At 71.3% G+C, this 22,208-nt stretch carries 18 protein-coding genes and 2 tRNA genes; 5 read left to right on the top strand and 15 right to left on the bottom strand.

All coding sequences use genetic code 11. The features are described from left to right. Nucleotides 1–65: 65 nt before the first annotated feature. Nucleotides 66–755: a helix-turn-helix transcriptional regulator gene (locus tag ACN28G_RS26225; RefSeq protein WP_217628754.1), complete on the top strand. Its 690-nt coding sequence runs from the start codon at nt 66–68 to the stop codon at nt 753–755. A 9-nt stretch (nt 756–764) separates the two neighbouring features. On the opposite strand, the gene ACN28G_RS26220 is transcribed toward ACN28G_RS26225, so the two are convergent. The 5 genes from ACN28G_RS26220 to ACN28G_RS26200 form a co-directional block, all read right to left on the bottom strand. Beyond that, nucleotides 765–3,011 (bottom strand): helix-turn-helix domain-containing protein, encoded by a 2,247-nt coding sequence (locus tag ACN28G_RS26220; protein WP_421480559.1) that lies wholly within the window; start codon nt 3,009–3,011, stop codon nt 765–767. A 97-nt stretch (nt 3,012–3,108) separates the two neighbouring features. Beyond that, nucleotides 3,109–3,765: a response regulator gene (locus ACN28G_RS26215; RefSeq protein ID WP_091432525.1), complete on the bottom strand. Its 657-nt coding sequence runs from the start codon at nt 3,763–3,765 to the stop codon at nt 3,109–3,111. Continuing rightward, a complete protein-coding gene (locus tag ACN28G_RS26210; protein WP_421480558.1) occupies nt 3,762–5,117 on the bottom strand; it encodes a sensor histidine kinase in 1,356 nt (451 codons plus the stop codon). The genes ACN28G_RS26215 and ACN28G_RS26210 overlap by 4 nt, the downstream gene beginning before the upstream one ends. 16 nt (nt 5,118–5,133) lie before the next feature. Further along, nucleotides 5,134–7,167 (bottom strand): serine hydrolase domain-containing protein, encoded by a 2,034-nt coding sequence (locus ACN28G_RS26205; protein WP_421480557.1) that lies wholly within the window; start codon nt 7,165–7,167, stop codon nt 5,134–5,136. Nucleotides 7,168–7,428: 261 nt separating this feature from the next. Then, the gene (locus ACN28G_RS26200) at nt 7,429–7,890 is read right to left on the bottom strand and encodes an ArsI/CadI family heavy metal resistance metalloenzyme (protein WP_421480556.1); all 462 of its coding nucleotides are present in this window, start codon (nt 7,888–7,890) and stop codon (nt 7,429–7,431) included. 102 nt (nt 7,891–7,992) lie between these two features. Here ACN28G_RS26200 and ACN28G_RS26195 point away from each other — a divergent pair, with 102 nt between their 5' ends. The 3 genes from ACN28G_RS26195 to ACN28G_RS26185 are packed head-to-tail and all read left to right on the top strand — an operon-like array spanning nt 7,993 to nt 9,493. Beyond that, a complete protein-coding gene (locus ACN28G_RS26195) occupies nt 7,993–8,361 on the top strand; it encodes an ArsR/SmtB family transcription factor (protein ID WP_421480555.1) in 369 nt (122 codons plus the stop codon). Continuing rightward, the gene (locus tag ACN28G_RS26190; protein ID WP_421480554.1) at nt 8,358–9,095 is read left to right on the top strand and encodes an aquaporin; all 738 of its coding nucleotides are present in this window, start codon (nt 8,358–8,360) and stop codon (nt 9,093–9,095) included. Before ACN28G_RS26195 ends, ACN28G_RS26190 begins: the two co-directional genes overlap by 4 nt. Next, nucleotides 9,092–9,493 carry an arsenate reductase ArsC gene (locus tag ACN28G_RS26185; protein WP_421480553.1) on the top strand — a complete coding sequence of 134 codons (402 nt, stop codon included), beginning with the start codon at nt 9,092–9,094 and terminating at the stop codon, nt 9,491–9,493. The genes ACN28G_RS26190 and ACN28G_RS26185 overlap by 4 nt, the downstream gene beginning before the upstream one ends. 66 nt (nt 9,494–9,559) lie before the next feature. Here ACN28G_RS26185 and ACN28G_RS26180 read toward each other — a convergent pair. From ACN28G_RS26180 to gyrB, 6 genes are all read right to left on the bottom strand, one after another. Next, nucleotides 9,560–9,635: transfer RNA gene (locus tag ACN28G_RS26180), tRNA-Ala, on the bottom strand. Between the two features lie 22 nt (nt 9,636–9,657). Continuing rightward, a complete protein-coding gene (locus ACN28G_RS26175; RefSeq protein WP_217628753.1) occupies nt 9,658–9,786 on the bottom strand; it encodes a DLW-39 family protein in 129 nt (42 codons plus the stop codon). A gap of 42 nt (nt 9,787–9,828) precedes the next feature. After that, nucleotides 9,829–9,902: transfer RNA gene (locus ACN28G_RS26170), tRNA-Ile, on the bottom strand. A 147-nt stretch (nt 9,903–10,049) separates the two neighbouring features. Next, a complete protein-coding gene (locus tag ACN28G_RS26165) occupies nt 10,050–10,958 on the bottom strand; it encodes a DUF3566 domain-containing protein (protein WP_091432507.1) in 909 nt (302 codons plus the stop codon). A 4-nt stretch (nt 10,959–10,962) separates the two neighbouring features. Then, complete coding sequence (gene gyrA, locus ACN28G_RS26160; protein ID WP_421480979.1) at nt 10,963–14,679, bottom strand: intein-containing DNA gyrase subunit A; 3,717 nt, start codon at nt 14,677–14,679, stop codon at nt 10,963–10,965. Between the two features lie 194 nt (nt 14,680–14,873). Further along, nucleotides 14,874–16,820, bottom strand: a complete 1,947-nt coding sequence (gene gyrB, locus ACN28G_RS26155) for a DNA topoisomerase (ATP-hydrolyzing) subunit B (RefSeq protein WP_091432500.1) — start codon at nt 16,818–16,820, stop codon at nt 14,874–14,876. A gap of 554 nt (nt 16,821–17,374) precedes the next feature. On the opposite strand from gyrB, the gene ACN28G_RS26150 reads away from it, so the two are divergent. Next, on the top strand, nt 17,375–17,929 hold the full coding sequence (locus tag ACN28G_RS26150; RefSeq protein ID WP_421480552.1) for a hypothetical protein: 555 nt from the start codon (nt 17,375–17,377) through the stop codon (nt 17,927–17,929). A 7-nt stretch (nt 17,930–17,936) separates the two neighbouring features. On the opposite strand, the gene ACN28G_RS26145 is transcribed toward ACN28G_RS26150, so the two are convergent. The 4 genes from ACN28G_RS26145 to dnaN all read right to left on the bottom strand — a co-directional run bounded on the left by ACN28G_RS26145 (nt 17,937) and on the right by dnaN (nt 21,842). Next, nucleotides 17,937–18,581 carry a DUF721 domain-containing protein gene (locus tag ACN28G_RS26145; protein WP_091445694.1) on the bottom strand — a complete coding sequence of 215 codons (645 nt, stop codon included), beginning with the start codon at nt 18,579–18,581 and terminating at the stop codon, nt 17,937–17,939. 25 nt (nt 18,582–18,606) lie between these two features. Next, nucleotides 18,607–19,740, bottom strand: a complete 1,134-nt coding sequence (recF, locus tag ACN28G_RS26140) for a DNA replication/repair protein RecF (protein WP_091432493.1) — start codon at nt 19,738–19,740, stop codon at nt 18,607–18,609. Nucleotides 19,741–19,755: 15 nt separating this feature from the next. Next, nucleotides 19,756–20,628: a phosphogluconate dehydrogenase (NAD(+)-dependent, decarboxylating) gene (gene gnd / locus ACN28G_RS26135; protein WP_091432490.1), complete on the bottom strand. Its 873-nt coding sequence runs from the start codon at nt 20,626–20,628 to the stop codon at nt 19,756–19,758. Between the two features lie 80 nt (nt 20,629–20,708). Further along, complete coding sequence (dnaN, locus tag ACN28G_RS26130) at nt 20,709–21,842, bottom strand: DNA polymerase III subunit beta (protein WP_091432486.1); 1,134 nt, start codon at nt 21,840–21,842, stop codon at nt 20,709–20,711. Between the last annotated feature and the right edge of the window lie 366 nt (nt 21,843–22,208).

The raw sequence follows: 22,208 nt of genomic DNA, 5'->3' as shown, positions 1-22,208 counted from the left end.
TTGCCGGTCTTCTTGCCTCGCCTTTCCCATCACGCTGTAGTTGACTTGTCACCGAGGGGTGGCCGATGTTCGACGTGTGTGTGGTGGTGTCCGAGCCGCTGGCCCGGCGCGGGGTGCACCAACTGATCGGAGGCAACGAGCGGGTACGACGCTGTGTCACGGTGGACACGGTGAGCGAGGTGACCGGCAGCGGCGCGGGTCCGGAGACCGTCGTCGTCCTGGTGGATCCACTGCTGCACGCGGTGCGGTGGTCCTGTCCCCGGCACCCGACGCTGGTGATGCTGCCGGATTCGGCGATGACGGTGGCGGTGGCGGCGATTCGGGCCGGCGCCCGCTCGGTGGTGAGCACCGCGAGCGAGCAGGCCCAGCTGCGGATCGCACTCGACATCGCCACCACCGGCGGGTTCTACCTGTGTCCGCGGTTCACCGCCCGGCTGCGCGGTGAACCGCCCGGCCCCGGCGCCACCCGCGCGCCGGGCCGGGCGGCGCCGCCCTGCGCCCCGGGTCCCGGCCCCGGGCGGGACCGCCCGCCCCGCCGGCCCGCGCTGGCCCCCCGGGAGGCCGAGACCCTGAAGCTGATCGCCCACGGTCTGACCCACGCGCAGGTGGCCCGGCGGCTCGGCATCTCCGAGGCGACCGTGAACACCTACCTCACCCGGATCCGGTCCAAACTGGACGTGGGCAACAAGGCCGAACTGACCCGGCAGGCGTTCACCCTCGGCCTGGTTACCCGCCGCGGCGCCCCCACCGGGTGACCCGCCCGGTCAGTCGAGGATCTCGTCGAGCCAGGCCCGGACCTGGGCCACCTCGCCCAGCGACCCGACGTCGTTGACCGTTTCGAGGAGTTCGGTCGCCCGGTCGAGCACCACCTGGGCCCGTTCGGGTGCCCCGGCCCGCAGCAGCACCTCGGCGAGGGTGAGGTGGGTACGGCCGAGGCAGCCCAGGTCGTCACCGGCGTCGAAGTCCTCGATCGCCCCGCGCAACGCCGCCTCCGCGTCACCGAACCGGCCGCGGTCGGCCTGCAGCAGCCCCAACCGGTGCCGTACCCAGCCGCGCAGCGGCCGGCTGGCGGGCCGGTCCGGCAGGGCCGACCCCCAACCCTGGTCGGCCTCCTCGACCAGGCGCAGCGCCTCGTCGAGTTGGCCGGTCGAGCGCAGCAGATCCGAGAGGGTGTACGAGGCCACGATCCAGCCGAGCCGGTCGTCGGCCGCCAACAGCAACCGTCGGGCGTCGCGGAGGTTCGCCAACGCGGCACCCGGGTCGGCCCGCCGACTCTGCAGCGCCGCCAGGTAGCACCGGGCCCACCCGGCGATCCCCGGTTCACCGGCGGCTTCGGCCAACGCCAACGCGGTACGGTGCTCGACGTACGCCTCGTCGAGGTCGTCGTGCAGGAGATACAACGCCCAGCCGAGGTTGTTGCGCTGGAACGCCTCGGCCACCGGGTCACCGAGCGACTGCGCCGCCCGGACCGCCCGGCGGAACAACTCGTCCCAGGGCACCGCCAGGTGCCGCCGTTCGGCGTACCAGTACAGGTGCCCGGCGGCGGCGAGCACCTCGTGGTGGCGGCCCCGGGTCGCGACGTACCGGATCGCCCACCACCAGCCCGGCCGTTCGGTGTCCAGCCAGTTGACCGCCGCAGGCGCGGTGGGGAACCCGGCCGGTGGCCGCCAGCGGGTCGGGTCGAGCCACCCATGGGCGGAGGCGATCCGACCCAGCAGGTGCCCGGCGAGCCGGTCCCGGGCGGCGTCGGTGTCCGCGGCACTCTCCTCGGCGTCGATCCGTTCGGCGGCGAAGAGCGCCAGCAGGTCGTGCAGGACGTACCGGCCGGCGGTGGCCGCCGCGTTGAGCAGGCCGGCGTCCACCAACGCGTCGAGCAGGTCCTCGGTGACCGCGACCGGCTCGTCGACAAGTGCGGCGACCACCGGCGCGGAGTACTGCGGCAGCGGCACCACCGCCAACGACCGGAAGGCCCGCCGCGCCGGGGTGTCGAGCAGCCGGTACGACAACTCGAACGCGCTGCGTACCTCGATGTCACCGGCGCGCAGCAGGTCCAGCCGACGCCGCTCGTTGCGCAGCCGCTCCACCAGCGACTGCACGCTCCACTGCGGACGGACGGCCAGCCGGTTCGCCGCGACCCGCAGGGCCAGCGGCAGCCGCCCGCAGAGCCGCCCCAGCTCCACCGCGGCGGCGCTCTCGGTGGCGATCCGTCCACCGCCCACCGCACCGGTGAGCAGCAGCTGCGCCTCTTCCTCCGACAGCACCCGCAGCGGCACCCGGCGTACCCCGGCCAACCCGGCCAGCGCGCTCCGGCTGGAGACCAGCACCAGCCAGCCCGGCCCGTTCGGCAACAACGGGCGTACCTGGGCCTCGTCCCGGGCGTTGTCCAGCACCAGCAACCCCCGGCCCTCGCCGCTGAGCGTCCGGTAGAGGGTCAACCGGGCGTCGGTCGACGGCGGCAGTTGGGCCACCCCGAACGCGGTGAGCAACTGGTCGAGCGCCTGGGCCAGGGGGGTCGGCTCGTCGTCCATGCCGCGCAGGTCGACGAAGAACGACCCGCGGGGAAAGTGCCGCGCCTGCTGGTGCGCGGCGTGCACCACCAGACTGGTCTTGCCCACCCCGGGCGGCCCGTTGACCACCACCACCCGGGCCGCCTCGGCACGGGCGGCCCCCTGGGCCTCCTCGGCGAGCCGGTGCAGCTCGCCGGCCCGGCCCGCGAAGTCGGTCAGGTCACCGGGGAGCGAACCGGCCCGGTCCTCGTCCGCACCGGTCCGGTCCTCCCCGGTGTCGTCGCGGCACCGGGCGACCGCCACCAGTTGGGAGCGGTCCGCCGCCGACAGGCCGAGCCGGTCGGCCAACTCCTCCACCGTCCGCCGCTGGGGCCGGGTCACCCAGCCGAGCTCCAGATTGCGCACGGTACGCACGGCCAGTCCCGCCCGTTCGGCGAGTTCCTCCTGGGTGAGCCCGGCGACCGTCCGGTGTCGTCGCAGGAGCACGCCCAGTCGCCCACTCATCCCGACACCCCCGAACCGCCATCTCCCGTTGTCAACAGCACGACACGGATAGTTACAGACATTCGGGCCGATGCCCAGCCGGCCAGCTGACCTGAGATCAGCGTGAAACCACACCGTGTTGGTACGCCCACACCACGGTCTGCAACCGGTCCCGCGCACCGATCTTCGCCATCGCCCGCCCGAGGTGGGACTTGACGGTGCTGGTCTCGATGAACAGCTCCGTGGCGATCTCGACGTTCGACAGTCCACGGGCGAGCAACACCACGATCTCGGTCTCCCGCGCGGTCAACTGGTACGCCGCCGGCGCGTCGGACTCCGGCACCGGGCGACGACGGGCGAACTCCGAGATCACCCGCCGGGTCACCGCCTGGTCGACGAGTCCCTGCCCGTTGGCCAACCGCCGGATCGCCTCGATCAGCTCCTCCGGCTCACAGTCCTTGAGGATGAAGCCGCTCGCGCCGGACTCCAACGCGCCGAAGACGTACTCGTCGAGGTCGAAGGTCGTCACCACCAGCACCGCCGGCGGTTCCCCGGGCGCCTCGGCGACGATCCGACGGGTGGCGGCCAGCCCGTCGCCGCCGGGCATCCGGACGTCCATGCAGATGACGTCCGGGTTCGTCCGGCGGGCCAGGTCGACGGCGGCGGTGCCGTTGGACGCCTCCGCCACCACCTCGATCTCGCCGGACTGCTCCAGGATCACCCGGAAACCGGCCCGGACCACCGCCTGGTCGTCGACGAGCAGCACCCTGATCATGTCGGTTCGGTTCCCTTCGTGGTCGCCCGCGTCGACGTGGCCCGAGCCTCGTCCCGGGTCGGCAGCGTCACTGTGACAGACCAGCCGCCGGCCGGTGTCGGGCCGGCCGCGAACCGGGCGCCGATCAGCTGGGCCCGTTCCCGCATGCCGATCAGCCCGACCCCGCTGCTGGTCCGGCCCGTCGGCTCGGGACGTCGGGTGGCGGGTCCGTTGACCACCGCCAGCGCCACCTCGCGCGCGGCGAACCGGAGCTCGATGCGCACCGGAGCCCCCGGGGCGTGCTGCCGGGCGTTGGACAGGCACTCCTGCACCGTCCGGTACAGCGCCACGTCGGCGATCGGCGGCAGCTCGCGTTCCTGGCCCTGCCGGGTCAGCTCGACGGAACTGCCCAGCTCACGAGCGGTGCGTACCAGGTCGTCCAGCACCGCCAGGCCCGGCACGGGCACGTTGCCCTCGCCGGGACCGGGGGCCCCGTCCGCCTCCGGTCGCCCGCGTAGCACCCCCACCACGAGCCGCAGGTTGTTCAGGGTCTCCTTGCCCTGCGCGCGGATCCAGACCACCCCGTCCTTCGCCGCCGCCGGGTCCCGGTCGATCAGCCGTTCCACCGCCGAGGCCTGCACCACCATGCCGGAGAGGTGGTGGGCGGCGACGTCGTGCAGTTCCCGGGCCATCCGGGAACGTTCCGCGCCGATCGCGGCCGACACCTTCGCCTGCTGCGCCCGGACCGCCTCGACCGCCTGGACCCGCAGCAGTTCCAGATACCGCCGGTGGGTCGCGACGTAGCCGCCGACGAAGGCCGCACCGCCGTAGGACAGGGCACTGGACACGAGGTGACCGAGGACGGCCCGCAGCGGGGCCGGGCTGCCGGAGGCGGCGGCCGCGACCGCACCCACGGTGTCGGCCGCCGTGGCCAGGCCCACCGCGACGACGACCGTCCGTACCGGGAGCAGGGTGCCGACGGTGTAGGCCGCAATCAGCGTGGCACCACCCTGGACCGTCAGTTCGGACGGCATCGTCGCATTGATCACGAGCTGGACGCCGACGACGAGCGCGAGGCAGCGTCCCGGGTGGACCCGGCGCAGGCAGAGCAGCAGCGCCTGCCCGCAGCAGAGGAGGATCGCCAACCGGGCCCGGTCCGCGCCGACCTCGGTCTCCTCGGTCGGCAGCACGACCCAGAAGAGCATCACCAACAGGACGAACGTCACGACCGCGACGACCACGGCCAGGAGGCAGTCCCGGGCGAACCGTCCGGTCACCCCGAGCCGGGTGAGCCACCCGTCCAGCCGCCCACTGAGCCGGTACCGGCCCGGGACGCCGGTGGCCCCCGGGCCGGTACCGCTGTGCTGTGTCATGGCCTGATCTTCCTAGTCAGTAGGAGATGCTCGGGGCGAGCAGCATGAACTCGACGGCGAACCACCCGGTACCGGCCAGCGCCAGCAGGACCAGTGCGCTACCGACGATCCGGGGCCAGCCGCCCCGGCGACGGACCTCGTCGACCAGCCGGACCGTGGCGGGTAGCACCCCGAGCAGGCCGACCAGTTGCAGCACCTGCACACCGCGCAGGACAGCCGTCGGGACCTCCCGCATCCCCATGATGGCGGTCAGGCTGACCGCCCAGCCGACCAGGGCGAGCAGCGCACCGGCGACGGCGACCCGGCTCAACACCCGCGCGGTCCGCCCGGCCCGCCCGCGTGGAGCCCGGCCGAGTCGGCGACGGACGACCGCCGCGACCGGCCAGACCAGCACCGTCAGCACCAGCACCAGCGTCGAGGCGCCCAGGACCGAGGCGACCAGGCCGGTGCCGCGCTGCGGGTCGACCGGCAGGAGGGCGAAGGCGGAATCGAACCCGATGGCCTCCACCTGACCGTCGACGACCCGGGCCGCGAGCGTGCGCTGCCCGCCGACCTCCCGCCAGAGCCAGGGCTTGACCTCCTCGTACACCGCGGGGGTGGTGGACAGTGGTGCCGGTTCGACCAGCAGCCGCCCGTCCTCCAACGCGGCGACACTGGTCCGACCGACCAGGCCTACGGTGGCCAGGAAGGTGCTGCGCATCGTCCGGGAACTCTCGTACGTGCCGGCCAGCACCGCCGCGTGCTCCGCCGCGGTCTCCGCGTCGACGGTCCCGCCCGCTCCGGCTCCGGACTGGTCGCCCTTGGCGGGGAAGTACCGGTCGACGAAGCCGGTCAGCACCGCCTGGCGCAGCTCGTGGCTGTCCATCCCGCCGTTGCCGCCGCTGTTCAGCGAGATGAACAGGCCGGCCCGCTGGTCGGGAAGGATCTGCAGGTGGGAGTGGAAGTAGTTGGTGTCACCGCCGTGGCCGAGGATCCGGTGGCCGTTACGGCTCTCGTCGAAGAGCCCGAGGCTCATCCGGGGTCCCTCGGCCAGCGTGCCGAGCGAGCCCGCGTCCAGGCCCGGTTGCCGCATCAGTTCCAGGGTGGGCGGGTCGAGCAGCGCCGGGTCATCCGTCTTCTCGCCCAGCAGCGCGAGCATGAACCGGGCCATGTCCGGCGCCGGAGCGCTGAGCGCACCGGCCGGCGGGACGCCGACGAACTCGAAGGGTCCCGCCGGGGCGGCCGAGTTCGGGTACCCCTGCGACATCCGGTCCCGCAGGGCCGGGGGCAGCGGCTGCGCGAAGGTCGAGGAGGTCATCCCGGCCCGGTCGATGACGTACCGCTGGACGTACTCCTCGAAGGGCATCCCGCTGGTTCGCTCGACCAGGTACCCGGCCAGCGCGTAGCCGTAGTTGGAGTAGGCCGGCACCGTACCCGGTCGGAAGATCTGCTCGGGCGGGTCGGTCACCAGGGCCCGGCGCAGATCCGTCGAGTCGCCCTCGGTACCGATCAGGCCGGCTACCCGCTCCTCGAACCCGGCGGTGTGGGTCAGCAGGTGCCGCAGGGTGATCGGCTCGTCGAAGCTGCGGGGCAGGTCGAAGTCGAGCTTCCCGGCGATGTCGGCATCCAGCTCCAGGGTGCCGCCCTGCACCAACTGCAGCGCGGCGACGGCGGTGAACACCTTCGACACCGATCCCGGCCGGAAGAGGTGCCGCTCGGGGTCGACCGGCTCCGGCGCGGCCGCCCCGCCACCGGTGTCGGCGTGGCCGTACCCCCGGGTGGTGAGGATCCGGCCGTCGCCGACGACCGCGACCGTGGCCCCGGCGATGCCGGTCCGCTGCATCGCGGCCGGCAGCATCCCGTCCAGCCAGGCCTCGACGTCCGGGCCGGTCAGGGCGGCCGTGCCGGTCGCCGCGCCCGGCGCCGCCGGAATCGTGACGTACGGTGCCACGCTCGCCTGCGGTGGCCCGGAACCACAACCCACCGCTGTCACCCCGACCAGCGCCACGGTCGCCAGGACCGCACCGAACCGCACGACCCGGGGTCGCCTCGACGCATCTGTGTCGATCATGTCGATCTGCCGCCTCCCGGTGCCCTCGACTGCCCGGGATCCGGTCCCGGTGGCGTCACCCGAGGGCACCAGGCAAGCCTGTTCGAGCGGGCTCCTGGTGACATCGGGCGCGGGACGGCACTCGAATTGCGACCCGGGTAGGAGGCCGCCGGCCACCGGACGGAGGAGCACCGGCACGGGCATCCAGGTCATCGATCCCTGGCAGGAGACGACCACCGGAAACCACTGCACGGCCCGCCGCAGGCAGGCGGGACGGTGCCGCTAGCAGCAGCTCCCCGTCGCTCCGGTGGTGGCTGGCTGGTTGTCGGTGGCGGGAGTGCCACAGGTGCTGGCGGTGACCTTCTTCCCCAGCTGGTCGGAGTCGGCCTTGACGGTGTAGACCTCCCAGGGCTCGTCGCCGGGGCCGCGTACCCAGACCTTGTCCTGGAGGGCGTAGCAGCACTCGGTGCTGTTCTCCTCCAGGGTGATCAGGCCGGATTCGGTGAGGCGCCGGGTGGCGGCGTCGACCTCTTCGGTGGTGGGTACCTCGACGCCCAGGTGGTCCAGCACGGTCGGCTGGGCGGGCTCGCCCTCCAGGAGTACGAGCTTCAACGGCGGGTTCTGGATGGCGAAGTTGGCGTAGCCGGGGCGACGCTTGGCCGGTTCGACGCCGAACAGCTTCGAGTAGAAGGCGACGGAGCCTTCGAGGTCGGACACGCGCAGGGCAAGTTGAACGCGGGACATGGCTCTCCTCCCGACAGGGGCACCATGACTGGCCCCTGCCTAGATGGTTTTCGAAGCAGACCCCACGTTGCCCTCTGTTTTGAAATCTGTCAACCTAGACGCGTGTCTAAACAGCCCCTACCGGTGGTCGACCTGAACGCCGTGGCCTGCTGCGCCCCGATCGCGGCCCGCCCGATGGACGACGGCCAGGCGGCGACGGTCGCCCCGATGTTCAAGGCCCTGGGCGACCCGGTCCGGCTCCGGCTGATGTCGATGATCGCCTCCGTACCGGAGATCTGCGTCTGTGACCTGACCCCGGCCTTCGACCTCTCCGGCCCCACCATTTCCCACCATCTGCGGGTGCTGCGGGACGCGGGCCTGGTCGACTCCGAGCGGCGCGGCACCTGGGTCTGGTACCGGGTCCGCCCGGAAGCCTTCCGGCAGCTCGGCGCGCTGTTGGACATCCCCACCGCCGCCCGGGCCGCCGAGTGAGTCTCACCCTGGCCCGGCGGGCCAGCGCGGAGTTCACCGGTACGGCCCTGCTGGTCACCGCCGTCGTCGGTGCCGGCATCGCCGCCACCCGGCTCTCCCCGACCGATGTGGGGCTTCAGCTCCTGGAGAACGCGGTCGCCACCGCCCTCGCCCTGGGCGCGTTGATCCTGATGTTCGGCCCCGTGTCGGGCGCGCACTTCAACCCGGTCGTCTCGGCCGTCGACTGGTGGCTCGGCCGCCGGCTCGGGACCGGTCTGACCCCGCGGGACCTGGCCGGCTACGTCTGCGCGCAGGTCACCGGGGCCGTCGCCGGGGCGGTGCTGGCGGCCCTCATGTTCGGGCTCCCACCGGTCACCTGGTCACGCACCGACCGCACCGGCGGGAACCTGTGGCTGGCCGAGGTGGTCGCCACCGCCGGGCTGGTCGTGCTGGTCTTCGCCCTCGCCCGTTCCGGCCGCACCACCGCAGCGCCCGCCGCCGTGGGCGCCTACATCGGGGCGGCCTACTGGTTCACCTCCTCGACCTCCTTCGCCAACCCGGCGGTCACCATCGGCCGGGCCTTCACCGACACCTTCGCCGGCATCGCCCCCGCCTCCGTGCCGGGCTTCCTCGCCGCCCAGCTCGTCGGCGCTCTGGTGGCCGTCGCCGCCCTCGCCGCCTGGTACCCCCACGCCGGACACGCCGCCGACGCGGTGGTCGTGCCCCACCCGACCCGAGAAAGCGCACCCCGATGACCGACAAACCCAGCGTCCTGTTCGTCTGCGTCCACAACGCCGGCCGCTCCCAGATGGCCGCCGCCTGGCTACGCCACCTCGCCGGAGATTCCGTCGAGGTCCGCTCCGCCGGCAGCGCGCCCGCCGACCGGATCAACCCCACCGCCGTCGAGGCCATGCGGGAGGTCGGCATCGACATCACCGACCAGACCCCGGCCCGACTCACCTGGGACACCGCCGAAGCCAGCGACGTCATAGTCACCATGGGCTGCGGCGACGCCTGCCCCGTCTTCCCCGGCAAACGCTACGAGGACTGGAAACTCACCGACCCCGCCGGCCAACCCCTCGACGTCGTCCGCCAGGTCCGCGACGACATCAAGACCCACGTCACCGGGTTGCTCGCCACGCTCAAGCCGTAGCGCTGGCAAACCCGCTTGGCGGTACGAATGGCTGTACTCGGGACCGGGATCAACCGGTATTCGTGCTGGTGGAGCCCAGGGGACTCGAACCCCTAACCCCTGCCTTGCAAAGGCAGTGCTCTGCCAGTTGAGCTAGGGCCCCGCAGGCGGTCGAACCGCCCGGATCAGCGCAGGTCGGGAGCGGTGGTCGCCTCGTGCCAGAGGGCGCGCTCGTCATTGGAGTCCTTGACCCGCTTGGCAACCAAGGCCGCCACGCCGACGATGCCGACGACGAAAAGAAGCTTCTTCACCATGGGGCGACCCCTAGCGCTCGACTGATGTCGGAGGACGTGCGGTGGGGCTAGCTGGAATCGAACCAGCGACCTCAGAGTTATCAGCTCTGCGCTCTAACCGACTGAGCTATAGCCCCGCAAGCGACGAGCAAGGTTAACCCATCCGCCCACCCCGGCCCAAACCGGGGTCACCGCCCACCCGTGGCCCTACTCCGCCGCAGGGGGTGGCGACGCGAGACGCCGGGGGCCGCACCTGGCGGACACCCCGGCGTCGACGTCGAGACTCAGTCGCGCTCGGCGAGGGTGAGCTCGATCCCGCCGACCAGGTCGGCACAGACGTTGTAGACGAAGGCCCCCAGCGTGGCGAGCGCCGTGAACAGCACCACGTTGACCAGGCCGACCAACGCCGAGGTCAGGATCACGCCACGGGCGGTGATCTGGAACCCGCCGCTCTGCCCGCCACCGGCGTTCACCAGGTCGGTGAGGCTGTCGTTCACGCTCTGGAACACACCCATCGCGTCCAACGCCAGATACAACACCGACGTGGCGACGACCACCACGATGAAGAGCACCACGGAGACGGCGAAGGCGAACTTCATCACCGACCAGGGGTCGATCCGCTTCAGGTTCAGCCGGGCCCGGCGCGGTCCGCGCGACGCGGCCGAGCTGACCGAGGTACGCGCGGAGCGTACCGCCTCACCCACCCGCGCGGCCCCGACGGCGGACGCGCCACCGACCCCCGGAGGCAGGCCGCCACCGTTTGCCGGTCGCCCGGTGCCGCCGCCCGGACGCCCCTGATCGGGCTTGCCGCCCGAACCGGGCGAACTCACCCGCGGCAGGGTGCCGGTGGCCGCCGAACCGAGCCGGGTCTGGTTACCGGAACCGGACTGACCGGCCGAACCTGTCTTGATCGGCTGGGTGGTGTTCGGACGGGCCGGGGGCGCCGGGGCGGACTTCGCCTCGGCACCTGTCGTCTTCTCCGGCTTACCGGCCGCCCCCGGATCCTCGGGCTTGTCCGGCGGCGGAGCCATGCCGGGGGCCCGAGTGAATTTCGGGGCAGGCGCGTCGGCGGGGACCGTGGCCCGGCCCACGGCCGCGCGGCCGGTCGCTGGTGCGCCGCTCTTCGCGGCCTCCTCGTCGACCGGTTTGGCCGAGGTCCCCTTGTTCCCCGACTTCGCCTGTGTCTCCGTCATTCAACTAGTCCTGTTCGTCAGGCTCGTCGGCATTGCGAGCAATCGCCACGATAGTCACACCGTCCGGGAGGTCCATCAGCTTGACCCCCATTGTGTTCCGGTCTCGGGTACGGCGTACAGGCTTCACCGGAGTCCGGATGACGCCACCGTTGCTCGTGATCGCGAACAACTCGTCGTCCGGATCGATCACCACCGCACCGACCAGGCCACCGCGACGCTCGGTGATCTTCGCGGTCAGTACGCCCTTACCTCCCCGGCCCTGGACCGGATATTCCTCGATCGGGGTGCGTTTCGCGTACCCCCCGTTCGTCGCCACCAGCACGTCCAGCCCCTCCCGGACCACCTCGACGGCCAACAGCACGTCGTCGTCGGTGAACCGCATGCCGATCACCCCGGAGGTGGCCCGACCCATCGGCCGCAAGGCCTCGTCGGTCGCGTTGAACCGGATCGCCTGTGCCTTCTTCGACACCAGCAACAGGTCCTCCTCCGGCGCCACCAGAACCGCCCCGACCAACTCGTCCTCATCGCGCAGGTTGATCGCGATGACCCCGCCCGACCGGTTGGAGTCGAACTCCTCGAGTCGGGTCTTCTTCACCAGACCGTTTCTCGTGGCCAGGACCAGGTAGGGAGCCACCTGGTAGTTCGGGATCTGGATGATCTGTGCGATCTGCTCGTCCGGCTGGAAGGCGAGCAGATTGGCCACGTGCTGACCCTTGGCCACCCTACTGGCCTCCGGAAGCTCGTACGCCTTGGCCCGGTACACGCGACCCTTGTTGGTGAAGAACAAAATCCAGTCGTGCGTGGAGCATACGAAGAAATGGCTGACGATGTCGTCCTGCCGCAGAGTGGCGCCGCTGACACCCTTGCCGCCCCGCCGCTGTGACCGGTACAGATCGACCTTGGTCCGCTTGGCGTACCCCGTCCGGGTGATGGTCACCACCACGTCCTCGCGGGCGATCAGGTCCTCCATCGAGACCTCGCCGTCGAACGGCACGATCTTGGTCCGCCGCTCGTCACCCCACTTGGCGACGATCTCGCCCAGCTCCTCCGAGACGATCCGCCGCTGCCGCTCCGGCTTGGCCAGGATGTCCTTCAGGTCGGCGATCTCGATCTCCAGCTTGGCCAGATCGTCGAGGATCCGCTGCCGCTCCAGGGCGGCCAGCCGGCGCAGCTGCATGTCCAGGATCGCGGTCGCCTGGATCTCGTCGATCTCCAACAGCCGGATCAGGCCCTGGCGGGCGTCCTCGACCGTCGGCGAGCGCCGGATCAACGCGATCACCTCGTCCAGGGCGTCCAACGCCTTGGACAGACCACGCAGGATGTGCGCCCGCTCCTCGGCCTTGCGCAGCCGGAACGCCGTCCGCCGCCGGATCACCTCGATCTGGTGCTCGACGTAGTACCGGATGAACTGCGCCAGGTTCAGCGTCCGCGGCACCCCGTCGACAAGCGCCAGCATGTTCGCGCCGAAGGTCTCCTGCAGCTGGGTGTGCTTGTAGAGGTTGTTCAGCACCACCTTGGCGACCGCGTCGCGCTTGAGCACCAGCACGATCCGCATGCCGGTACGCCCGGACGACTCGTCCCGGATGTCGGCGATGCCGCCGAGCTTGCCCTCCTTGATCAGCTCGGCGATCCGCTCGGCCAGGTTGTCCGGGTTCACCTGGTACGGCAGCTCGCTGACCACCAGCGCCGGCCGGCCCCGCTTGTCCTCCTCGACCTCCACCACGGCCCGCATCCGGATCGAGCCACGACCCGTGCGGTACGCGTCCTGGATCGCGGTGGTGCCGACGATCAGACCGTGGGTCGGGAAGTCCGGCCCCTTGACGATCTCCAGCAGCGCTTCCAGGGTGGTCGCCTCGTCGGCCTCCGGGTTCTCCAGACACCACTGCACGGCCGCGCCGATCTCCCGCAGGTTGTGCGGCGGGATCTTGGTGGCCATGCCGACCGCGATCCCCTCGGAGCCGTTGATCAGCAGGTTCGGGATCCGCGACGGCAAAATGGTGGGCTCCTTGGCCCGGCCGTCGTAGTTGTCCTGCAGGTCGACGGTGTCCTCGTCGATGTCCCGCAGCATCTCCATCGCCAACGGATCGAGCTTGCACTCGGTGTTGTGGCTGACGAAACCGTCGGAGACGAACGAGTGGTCGTCGGTGTCCACCCGGATGCTGTAGACCGCCTGCACCCCGGCGTCGGCCAGCTCGGCCACCTCGGCGTAGTAGAACCGGCCGTCGACCAACGGCTCGACCACGTCGAGCACCCCGGGCTCGGTGATCCGGGCGGCGATCTCGTCCCGGTCCCGCTCCCAGCGCTCGATCCGGTCCACGTTGTGCCGGCGCAGCCAGTCCCGCTCGGTCCACCGGGTCGCCCCGTGCGCCCGGACGAAGTCACCGACCAGCGGCACGTGGTCGCCGGAGAGCGCCGTGCTGGTCGCCGGCACCGACGCCAGCTCGGACTCCAGCTTGGCCTGCTTACGACCGAGGAACCCGACCTGCACGGCGAAGATCCGGGCGTCCCGCCGGTTGGTCACCACGACCTTGATCTCGCCACTGTCGTACCGGCACTGCCGGCTGACCACGCCGAACTCCAGCAGCAGCTGCTGCACCTCGCGGGCGAGCCGCTCACTGCGGGTCGAGTACGAGATCTGGATGGTGTTGCGGGGCAGCAGCGAGGACGAGCCGTCGCCTTCGAAGAGCGCCTGGAGGAAGGCCCGCTTGATCGCGGCCGGCCCCTGCCAGACGAACTCCGGCACGAACTTCGCGGCGCTACGCGCCCCGACCAGATCGCCGAGCACACTCGCGCGCAACGCGGTGAGGTCCTGGACGTCCAGCTCGTGCAGCGTGCTGCCGGAGGCGATCACCCGCTCACTGACGTACCGGGGACCACCGACGGCGAGGTCGTACGCGGTCAGGACCCGGACGAAGAACTCCCGGTCCACGTTGTTGAAGCCAGCTCGCCCCTCGGAGACCCAGCCCTCGCTGACGAAGGCACCGGCGAGGACGGCGGCCTCGACGTGCTCCAGCATCGGGTAGCCGATCTCGTCCGGCACGGTCCGCTGGAGGAGCACCCGGTCACCGGGGGAGATCTCGGCGAGCAGCTTCCAGAGCAGGGTCGGCACCCCGGCCACGTCCACCAGGCAGAGCACCGGGTGGTTGTGGGTGCCGGTCAGCTCGTACCCCTCGCGGGTGCGCAGCCGCAGCGTGGGGTGCTCGCCGGAGTGGAAGAACTTCGAGGCGTGCACCAGGTCGCCGTTGCGGTCCCGGACCTTCAGGTCGATGTCGGTCTCGCTGTTCGGCGCAGCGTCGGGCACGAGGTCGCCGACCCGGACGCTGCCATCGGCCGTGCGAATTCGGGCATTTGCTGTAATACAGTAACGCATGGCCGCAGCCGGATCATTTCCGGGCGAACCGAAGTTGCCGTTGCCATCGACCAGGGGGTAGCGCAGCGACCAGGGCTGGGCCATCCGGACCAGGGCGTCGTAGATCGCCGAGTCGCCGTGCGGGTGGAACTGACCCATCACGTCGCCGACCACCCGGGAACACTTCACGTAGCCCCGGTCCGGCCGGTAGCCGGAGTCGAACATGGCGTACAGGATCTTGCGGTGGACCGGCTTGAGCCCGTCCCGGACGTCCGGCAGCGCCCGCCCGACGATGACGCTCATCGCGTAGTCGAGGTAGGAGCGCTGCATCTCCACCTCAAGGCCGACCGGCTCGATCCGGTCGTGCGCCACGACTGCGGCGGCGGCCTCCGGCAGCTCCGGCTCGCTGGGTGTGGGCTCGGGGGAATCCGTCACTTTTAAACCCTTATCAGACTTAGAGTCGTTTTCGTGCTGTGGATAACCGCTGTGGAAACCGGTCTACCTGTGGATAACTCTGTGGACCGGGGACCGGCCGGGCACCAGCCGGCCGGTCCGGGCGGGGCCGATCAGATGTCGAGGAACCGGACGTCCTTGGCGTTGCGCTGGATGAACGAGCGCCGTGCCTCGACGTCCTCGCCCATCAGCACGCTGAAGAGCTCGTCGGCGGTCGCCGCGTCGTCGAGGGTGACCTGACGCAGCGTACGGGTCGCCGGGTTCATGGTGGTCTCCCAGAGTTCGGGGTAGTTCATCTCGCCGAGACCCTTGAACCGCTGGATGTCGTCCGGCTTGGCGTTCGGCTTCTTCTGCTGGCGCAGCGCGATCAGCCCGTCCCGCTCCCGGTCGGAGTAGGCGTACTGGGCGTCGTCGCCCTTCTTGTTCCACTTGATCTTGTAGAGCGGCGGGGCGGCCAGGTAGACGTGGCCCAGCTCGACAAGTGGACGCATGAACCGGAAGAGCAGGGTGAGCAGCAGGGTCTGGATGTGCTGGCCGTCGACGTCGGCGTCGGCCATCAGCACCACCTTGTGGTACCGCAGCTTCTCCATGTCGAAGTCGTCGTGGATGCCGGTGCCCAGCGCGGTGATCAGCGCCTGGACCTCGTTGTTCTTCAGCACCCGGTCGATGCGGGCCTTCTCCACGTTGAGGATCTTGCCGCGGATCGGCAGGATCGCCTGGGTACGCGGGTCCCGCCCCTGCTTGGCCGAGCCGCCGGCCGAGTCGCCCTCGACGATGAAGACCTCGGACTCGCGCGGGTCGGTGGACTGGCAGTCGGCCAGCTTGCCCGGCATCGAGCCGGACTCCAGCAGCGACTTGCGGCGGGCCAGCTTGCGGGCCTGCTGGGCGGCGATCCGGGCGCGGGCGGCCTGGGACGCCTTGGTGATGATGGTCTTCGCCTCGGCCGGGTTCCGGTCGAACCAGTCGACCAGCCGGTCGTTGCAGACCCGCTGCACGAAGCTCTTCACCGGGGTGTTGCCCAGCTTGGTCTTGGTCTGCCCCTCGAACTGGGGGTTGGTGAGCTTGACCGAGATGATCGCGGCCAACCCCTCGCGGATGTCCTCGCCGGAGAGCTTCTCGTCGCCCTTGAGCAGCTTCTTGTCCGCGCCGTACCGGTTGACGATGCCGGTCAGCGCGGCCCGGAAGCCCTCCTCGTGGGTGCCGCCCTCGTGGGTGTTGATGTTGTTGGCGAAGGTGTAGACCGACTCGCCGTACGACTCGTTCCACTGCATGGCGATTTCGAGGGACATGCCGTCCTCCTCCGCGCCGAACTCGACCACCGTCTTGTGGATCGGGTTCTTCGAGGCGTTGAGGTGCCGGACGAAGTCGGCGATGCCGCCGTCGTAGCGGAAGGTGACCTCGCGGGTCTTGCCTTCCTCGCCCTCCGGCACCCGCTCGTCGAGCAGGTGGATGGTGAGGCCCCGGGTCAGGAAGGCCATCTCCTGCAGCCGGCGGTAGATGGTCTGGAAGTCGAAGTCGACGGTCTCGAAGACGTCCGGGTCGGGCCAGAAGGAGACCGCCGAGCCGGTCCGGTCGGTCGTCTCACCCTTCTCCAGCTCGGTGGGCTTGGAGTGGTGGTACTGCTGCCGCCAGACGAACCCGGACTTGTGGATCTCCACCGCCATCTTCGTGGAGAGGGCGTTGACCACCGAGACGCCGACGCCGTGCAGACCGCCGGAGACCGCGTACGCCTTGCCGTCGAACTTGCCGCCGGCGTGCAGCACGGTCAGCGCGACCTCGACGCCTGGCTTCTTGAGCTTCGGATGGAGGTCGACGGGGAAGCCACGGCCGTTGTCGGTGACCCGGACCCCGCCGTCGGCGAGCAGCACCACGTCGATGGTGTCGCAGTGGCCGGCCATCGCCTCGTCGACCGCGTTGTCCACGACCTCCCACACGAGGTGGTGCAGCCCGCGCTCGCCGGTCGACCCGATGTACATACCGGGCCGCTTGCGGACCGCCTCCAGCCCCTCGAGGACGGTGATCGACTCGGCGCCGTACTCCTGCTTGTCCTGCGCTGCCACCCTCGGCCACTTTCTCGCGCCGTCCGCGCCGCAGGGCACGTCGGGCGCGGGTTCGGCGGACAGGACGCGACGTCGGCGCGCGGACCGGGCCGGCTTTTCCGGGGTACGGGCCGAACACGCCGGTCGCCGCGGTTGCCCGCGGATCGCGATCGGCTCGACCCGACACGGGAGGATCGGTCAACGGCGTCGAGTGCCGGTGTCCCGTCGTTGCGTCTCGGGCCTTCGTCTCACCCGCAATCCTACTGTGCGCGAACGACAGAACCACCACTCGGCACCCCTGCGCGGCGGCTGAGAACTCCATAGCCGGCCGAACCGCGCTGGCCGCGACCCCCCTTACACGCCATGGGCTGATCGGGGGCGCCGCCGGCCAACGGGTCGGATTGCCGGATCGGACGGACCGGACGTCAGGCGCCGGAGCGTCGTACCGTACCTTTGCGACACTGACCGGCCGGTTCTGATCTTTCCTGGCGGGAAGCGGACGATCGACGCGATCGGCCCGGCCCGATCGGCTCAGCATGACCGGCTCGACACGTTGCGGTGAGGAGTGACGCCCGATGGGGCTGGACAACGTCGCGGTGCACTGGCCACGGACCGGTCGTTTCTACGACCCGGTGGCGCCGGCGGAGTTCGTCGACTTCGGCGAGATCGTGGATCTGCCGCAGGTCTCCGCGCCGACCGCCGCGCTCGCGGAGCTGATCGCGAAGACCGGCACGGTCCGCGCGACCGCGTACACCGAGTTGGTGGACCTGATCCTCGGCCTGGAGAACGTGCTCTACGCCACGGACGCCGCCGCCGAGGAGGAGGACCCGGTGATCGACCCGGACGGGTGCGCCTGGGTCGCGGGCGGCATCGAGCGGTTCGTGGCGGCGCACCGCCCGTTCGGCGAGGCGGTGACCTTCGAGTCGGTGAGCGCGGTGCTGCGGTCGCTGCTCGCCGACGGGCGCCTGGCCGAGCAGCAGCTGCGCTGGCTGGACACCCGTCTCGACGGGCTGCGGGACGAGGCGGGGGCGCCACCGCAGTGGAGCTTCACCTGCTCGGAGCTGGGCGTGCTGGCCGCCTTCTACCGGCGCTGCGCCGACCGGGGCTACGCCGTCTACGCCGACGCCTGAGGCCGTCTCAGCCGTAGGTGTCGCGGGGGCCCCGGCCCCGGACCCGGCGGGGACCGCGCGACCAGGAGGGTGCGGCCGGGCCGTGGATGTGCAGTTTCCGGACCACGTTGTGGCCGACCTCACTGGCGATCTGCTTCAGCAGCGAGCCGGCGAGCAGCCGTAGCTGGGTGGCCCAGGCGGTGGAGCGGGCCTCCACGGTCAGCTCGCCGTCCTCCAGCTTTACCGGCCGGCTGTGCTGGGCGACCTCGGCGCCGACCACCTTCTCCCAGGCACCGAAGACCGTCGCCTCGGCCGCCGGTTGCTGCCAGCCGCGGGCCTTCATCAGCCGGCCCAGCACGACACCGAGCGGCTGCGGGTCGCGCGGGTCCGGCCCCGGACCGGAGTAGCCGCGCAGCCGCCGTGCGGCGCCGTCACCCCCGGCGGATCCCGGGGTACGTCGCCGAGTGCGCGCCGCCGTCTCCCGACGGGCCCGAGCGGCGTCCAGGACCGCGCGGGCCAACTCCGGGCCGCTCGGCCCGTCGCCCGCCGAGCCCGAGCTGTCCGGTGCGGGCGGACCGCCCGAGCCGGCGGTGTCCTTGTTCGGCCCGGGTTCGGCCGGGCCGCCGGCGCGCCGGGGAGGCCCGGACCGACCGCTGGGACGTCGGGGCGGCAGCCGGTCGCCGGGACCGCCGGCGTGGTCATCCGACACGGCGCACCGTCCCCTCGTCGACCCGGTACCGGGTGCCGCGCAGGGCCGCCGGCACGTCGTCGTCGACCGCGCAGGTGACCAGGAGCTGGCTGGCCCCGCCGACCAGTTCGGCCAGGCGTTCCCGGCGTCCGGTGTCGAGTTCGGCGAAGACGTCGTCGAGGACCAGCACCGGCTCGATGCCGTCGGCCCGCAGCAGGTCGTAGCCGGCCAGTCGCAGGGCGAGCGCGTACGACCAGGACTCGCCGTGGCTGGCGTACCCCTTGGCGGGGAGTGGGCCGAGGGTGAGGGCGAGGTCGTCGCGGTGCGGGCCGACCAGGGTGGTGCCCCGCTCGATCTCGGCGGTGCGGGACTCGGCGAGCGCCGCGGTCAGCACCTCGGCCAGGGTGGCCCGGTCGGCGGTGGGGTCGGCCAGCTCGACCGAGGGGCGGTAGGTGATGCCGGCGGCTCCCCGTCCGGCCGCCACCGCGTCGTACGCCTTCGTCACGTGCGGGGTCAGGGCGGCGACCAGGTCGAGTCGCCCGGCGAGCAGTTCCGCGCCGTGCCGGGCGAGGTGGGCGTCCCAGACCGCGAGGGTGGAGAGGTCACCGCCCCGGGTACCGCCGGTCTTACGGGCCAGGTACGCGGTACGCAGCAGGGCGTTGCGCTGCTTGACGACGCGCTCGTAGTCGGCGCGTACCCCGGCGTAGCGGGGCTGGCGCAGCACCAGCAGGTCGTCGAGGTAGCGGCGGCGTTCGGCCGGATCACCACGGACGAGTTCCAGGTCCTCCGGGGCGAAGAGGACCAGCCGCAGGGCGCCGATCACGTCGCGGGCCCGGCGGGCCGGCGAGCGTCCCAACCGGGCCCGGTTGGCCTTGCCCGGCACGATCTCCAGCTCGACGAGGAGTTCCCGGCCCTCGTGGGTCACCGCGCAGCGGATCACCGCGGCGGCCGCGCCCATCCGCACCAGCGGCCCGTCGGTGGCGACCCGGTGGGAACCCAGGGTCGCCACGTATCCGAGCGCCTCGACCAGGTTGGTCTTGCCGACGCCGTTCGCGCCGACCAGGACGTTGGGACCCGGCTCCAGGTCGACGGCGACCCGCTCGTACGAGCGGAAGTCGACAAGTTCGAGCCGGCGGACGTACACGGGCGGCGGGGCCGCTCAGCGCTTGTGGACGGCGTGTCCGCCGAACTGCTGGCGCAGCGCGGAGACGGCCTTCATGGCGGGTGAGTCGTCCTGGCGGGAGGCGAACCGGGCGAAGAGGGCGGCGGAGATGACGTGCAGCGGCACCGCGAGCCGGACGCCCTCGTCGACGGTCCACCGGCCCTCGCCGGTGTCCTCGGTCCAGCCGCTCAGCTCGGTCAGCTCCGGGTCGGCTTCCAGGGCCCGGTCGAGCAGGTCGAGCAGCCAGGACTGGACCACCGTGCCGTCCCGCCAGGCCTTGACCACCCCGGGTACGTCGGTGACCAGCTCGGAGGCGGTCAACAGCTCGTAGCCCTCGGCGTAGGCGTGCATCAGGCCGTACTCGATGCCGTTGTGCACCATCTTGGCGTAGTGCCCGGCACCGACCGGCCCGGCGTGCACGAAGCCGAACTCGCCGGCCGGCTTGAGCGCGGAGAAGATCGGCATCAGCCGGGCGACGTGTTCGTCGCTGCCGCCGACCATCAGGCCGTAGCCGTTCTGCCGGCCCCAGACGCCGCCGGAGACCCCGACGTCGAGGTAGCCGATGCCACGGGTGGCGAGTCGTTCGGCCCGGGGCGCGTCGTCGCTGAACCGGGAGTTGCCGCCGTCGATGACGATGTCGCCGTCGCCGAGCGACTCGGCGAGGGTGTCGATGGTGGCGTCGGTGACCCCGGCGGGGACCATGACCCAGACCGCGCGGGGTGCCTGCAGCTTCTCGGCGAGCTCCGTCAGGCTGGCGACGTCGCTCAGCGCCGGGTCACGGTCGAAGCCGACCACCTCGTGACCGGCGGCCCGCAGCCGCTCGCGCATGTTGCCGCCCATCCGGCCGAGTCCTACCAGGCCGAGCTGCATGGGTTCCTACCTCCGGTGGGTCGGGTTCGCGGGGTCGTCACGGGATCGGCGTCGTCATGCCGATCCGCGCCGTCATGCGATCAGCGGGAGACGCGGATCGGCATGATGAGGTAGCGGTACCCGGGAACGACCTCGCCATCCTCGTCTGCGGGGGAAATCACCGCCGGCTTGAAGGCGTCGACGAAGTGCAGCACGGCGGTCTGCGAGCCGAGGTTGGCCAGGCCGTCGATGAGGTACTGCGGATTGAAGCCGATGGTCAGCTCGTCACCGGTGAAGGTGGCGTCCATCGCCTCGCTGGCCCGAGCCTCCTCGGTGCCGCCGGCCTCGACCACCAGCCCGTCGGCGCTGAAGCCGAGCAGGACCGGCGTGGTCCGCTCGGCGACCAGCGCGACCCGCTTGACGACCTCGATCAGGGTGCTGACCGAGACCCGGGCCTCGGCGTTGTGGCTGGCCGGGAAGAGCGAACGCACCGGCGGATAGTTGGCGCCGTCGAGCAGGCGGCTGGTGGTGCGCCGGGTGCCACCGACGAAACCGATCATGCCTTCGCCGGCGGCGCCCTGGGAGAGCGCCATGGTCACCTGGCCGCCGAGCGGGCCGAGCGCCTTGGCGGTGTCGTTCAGGGTGCGGGCCGGGACCAGGGCGTTGATGCTCACCTCGGGGTCGTCCGGCTGCCAGTCCATCTCGCGCAGGGCCAGCCGGTACCGGTCGGTGGCCAGCATCGCCATGGAGCTGCCGGAGAGTTCGAGCCGGACGCCGGTCATCATCGGCAGGGTCTCGTCCCGGCCGGCGGCGATGGCCACCTGGGCGACGGCGGCGGCGAACGCGGCGGCGTCGACGGTGCCGGCGCTCTCCGGCATGTCGGGCAGCGAGGGGTAGTCCTCCACCGGCATGGTGGGCAGGGTGAACCGGGCGCTGCCGCAGACCAGCTCCAGGTGGGCCCCGACGGCGGCGATGTCCACCGGTTTGGCGGGCAGCGCCTTGGTGATCTCGGCCAGCAGCCGCCCGGAGACCAGCGCGGCGCCGTCGGCGTCGCCCTGCACCTCCACGGCCACCTGGCTGGAGACCTCGTAGTCGAAGCCGGAAACCTGCAGGTTTCCGTCGGTGACCCGCAGCAGTACGCCGGCGAGCACCGGAACGGACGGCCGGCTGGGCAGGCTCTTCGCGGTCCACGCCACAGCCTCGGCGAGCGCGTCGCGCTCCACTCGGAACTTCATCAATGCCTCCGCGTCGACGTCGACGACAACTCTCTCATGCCGACCGCTGCCTACCGACCCACCTGACCGTGCGGGTTCCCATCGAACCTTAGGGCGCGGGGGCATCGGCGGTGCGCCCGGCCCCGGTTGCTGCGGGGTGCCGGCCGAGGGTGCTCGGCCGCTCCGGACTGCGATCCACAGGAAGCTCAACGGTGATGATTGGTTTTTGTTCTCTTAGAAGAGATAACCCATCGTCTTCGTAGCACCTGTGCAAACTGTGGAAAACTCGGCTTTTCCCAGCTCAGGACGCTTGTGCACCGGTGGGTTAGCTGTGGAGAACCCGGTGTAAAACTCGCGTAGTTGTCCACAGGGCGCCCGGACGGCGAA

Source organism: Micromonospora sp. WMMA1923, from assembly GCF_049179195.1.
Lineage (GTDB): Bacteria > Actinomycetota > Actinomycetes > Mycobacteriales > Micromonosporaceae > Micromonospora > Micromonospora yangpuensis.
Note: the sequence above shows the minus strand (reverse complement) of the source record. Positions and strands in the feature narration are given on the sequence as shown.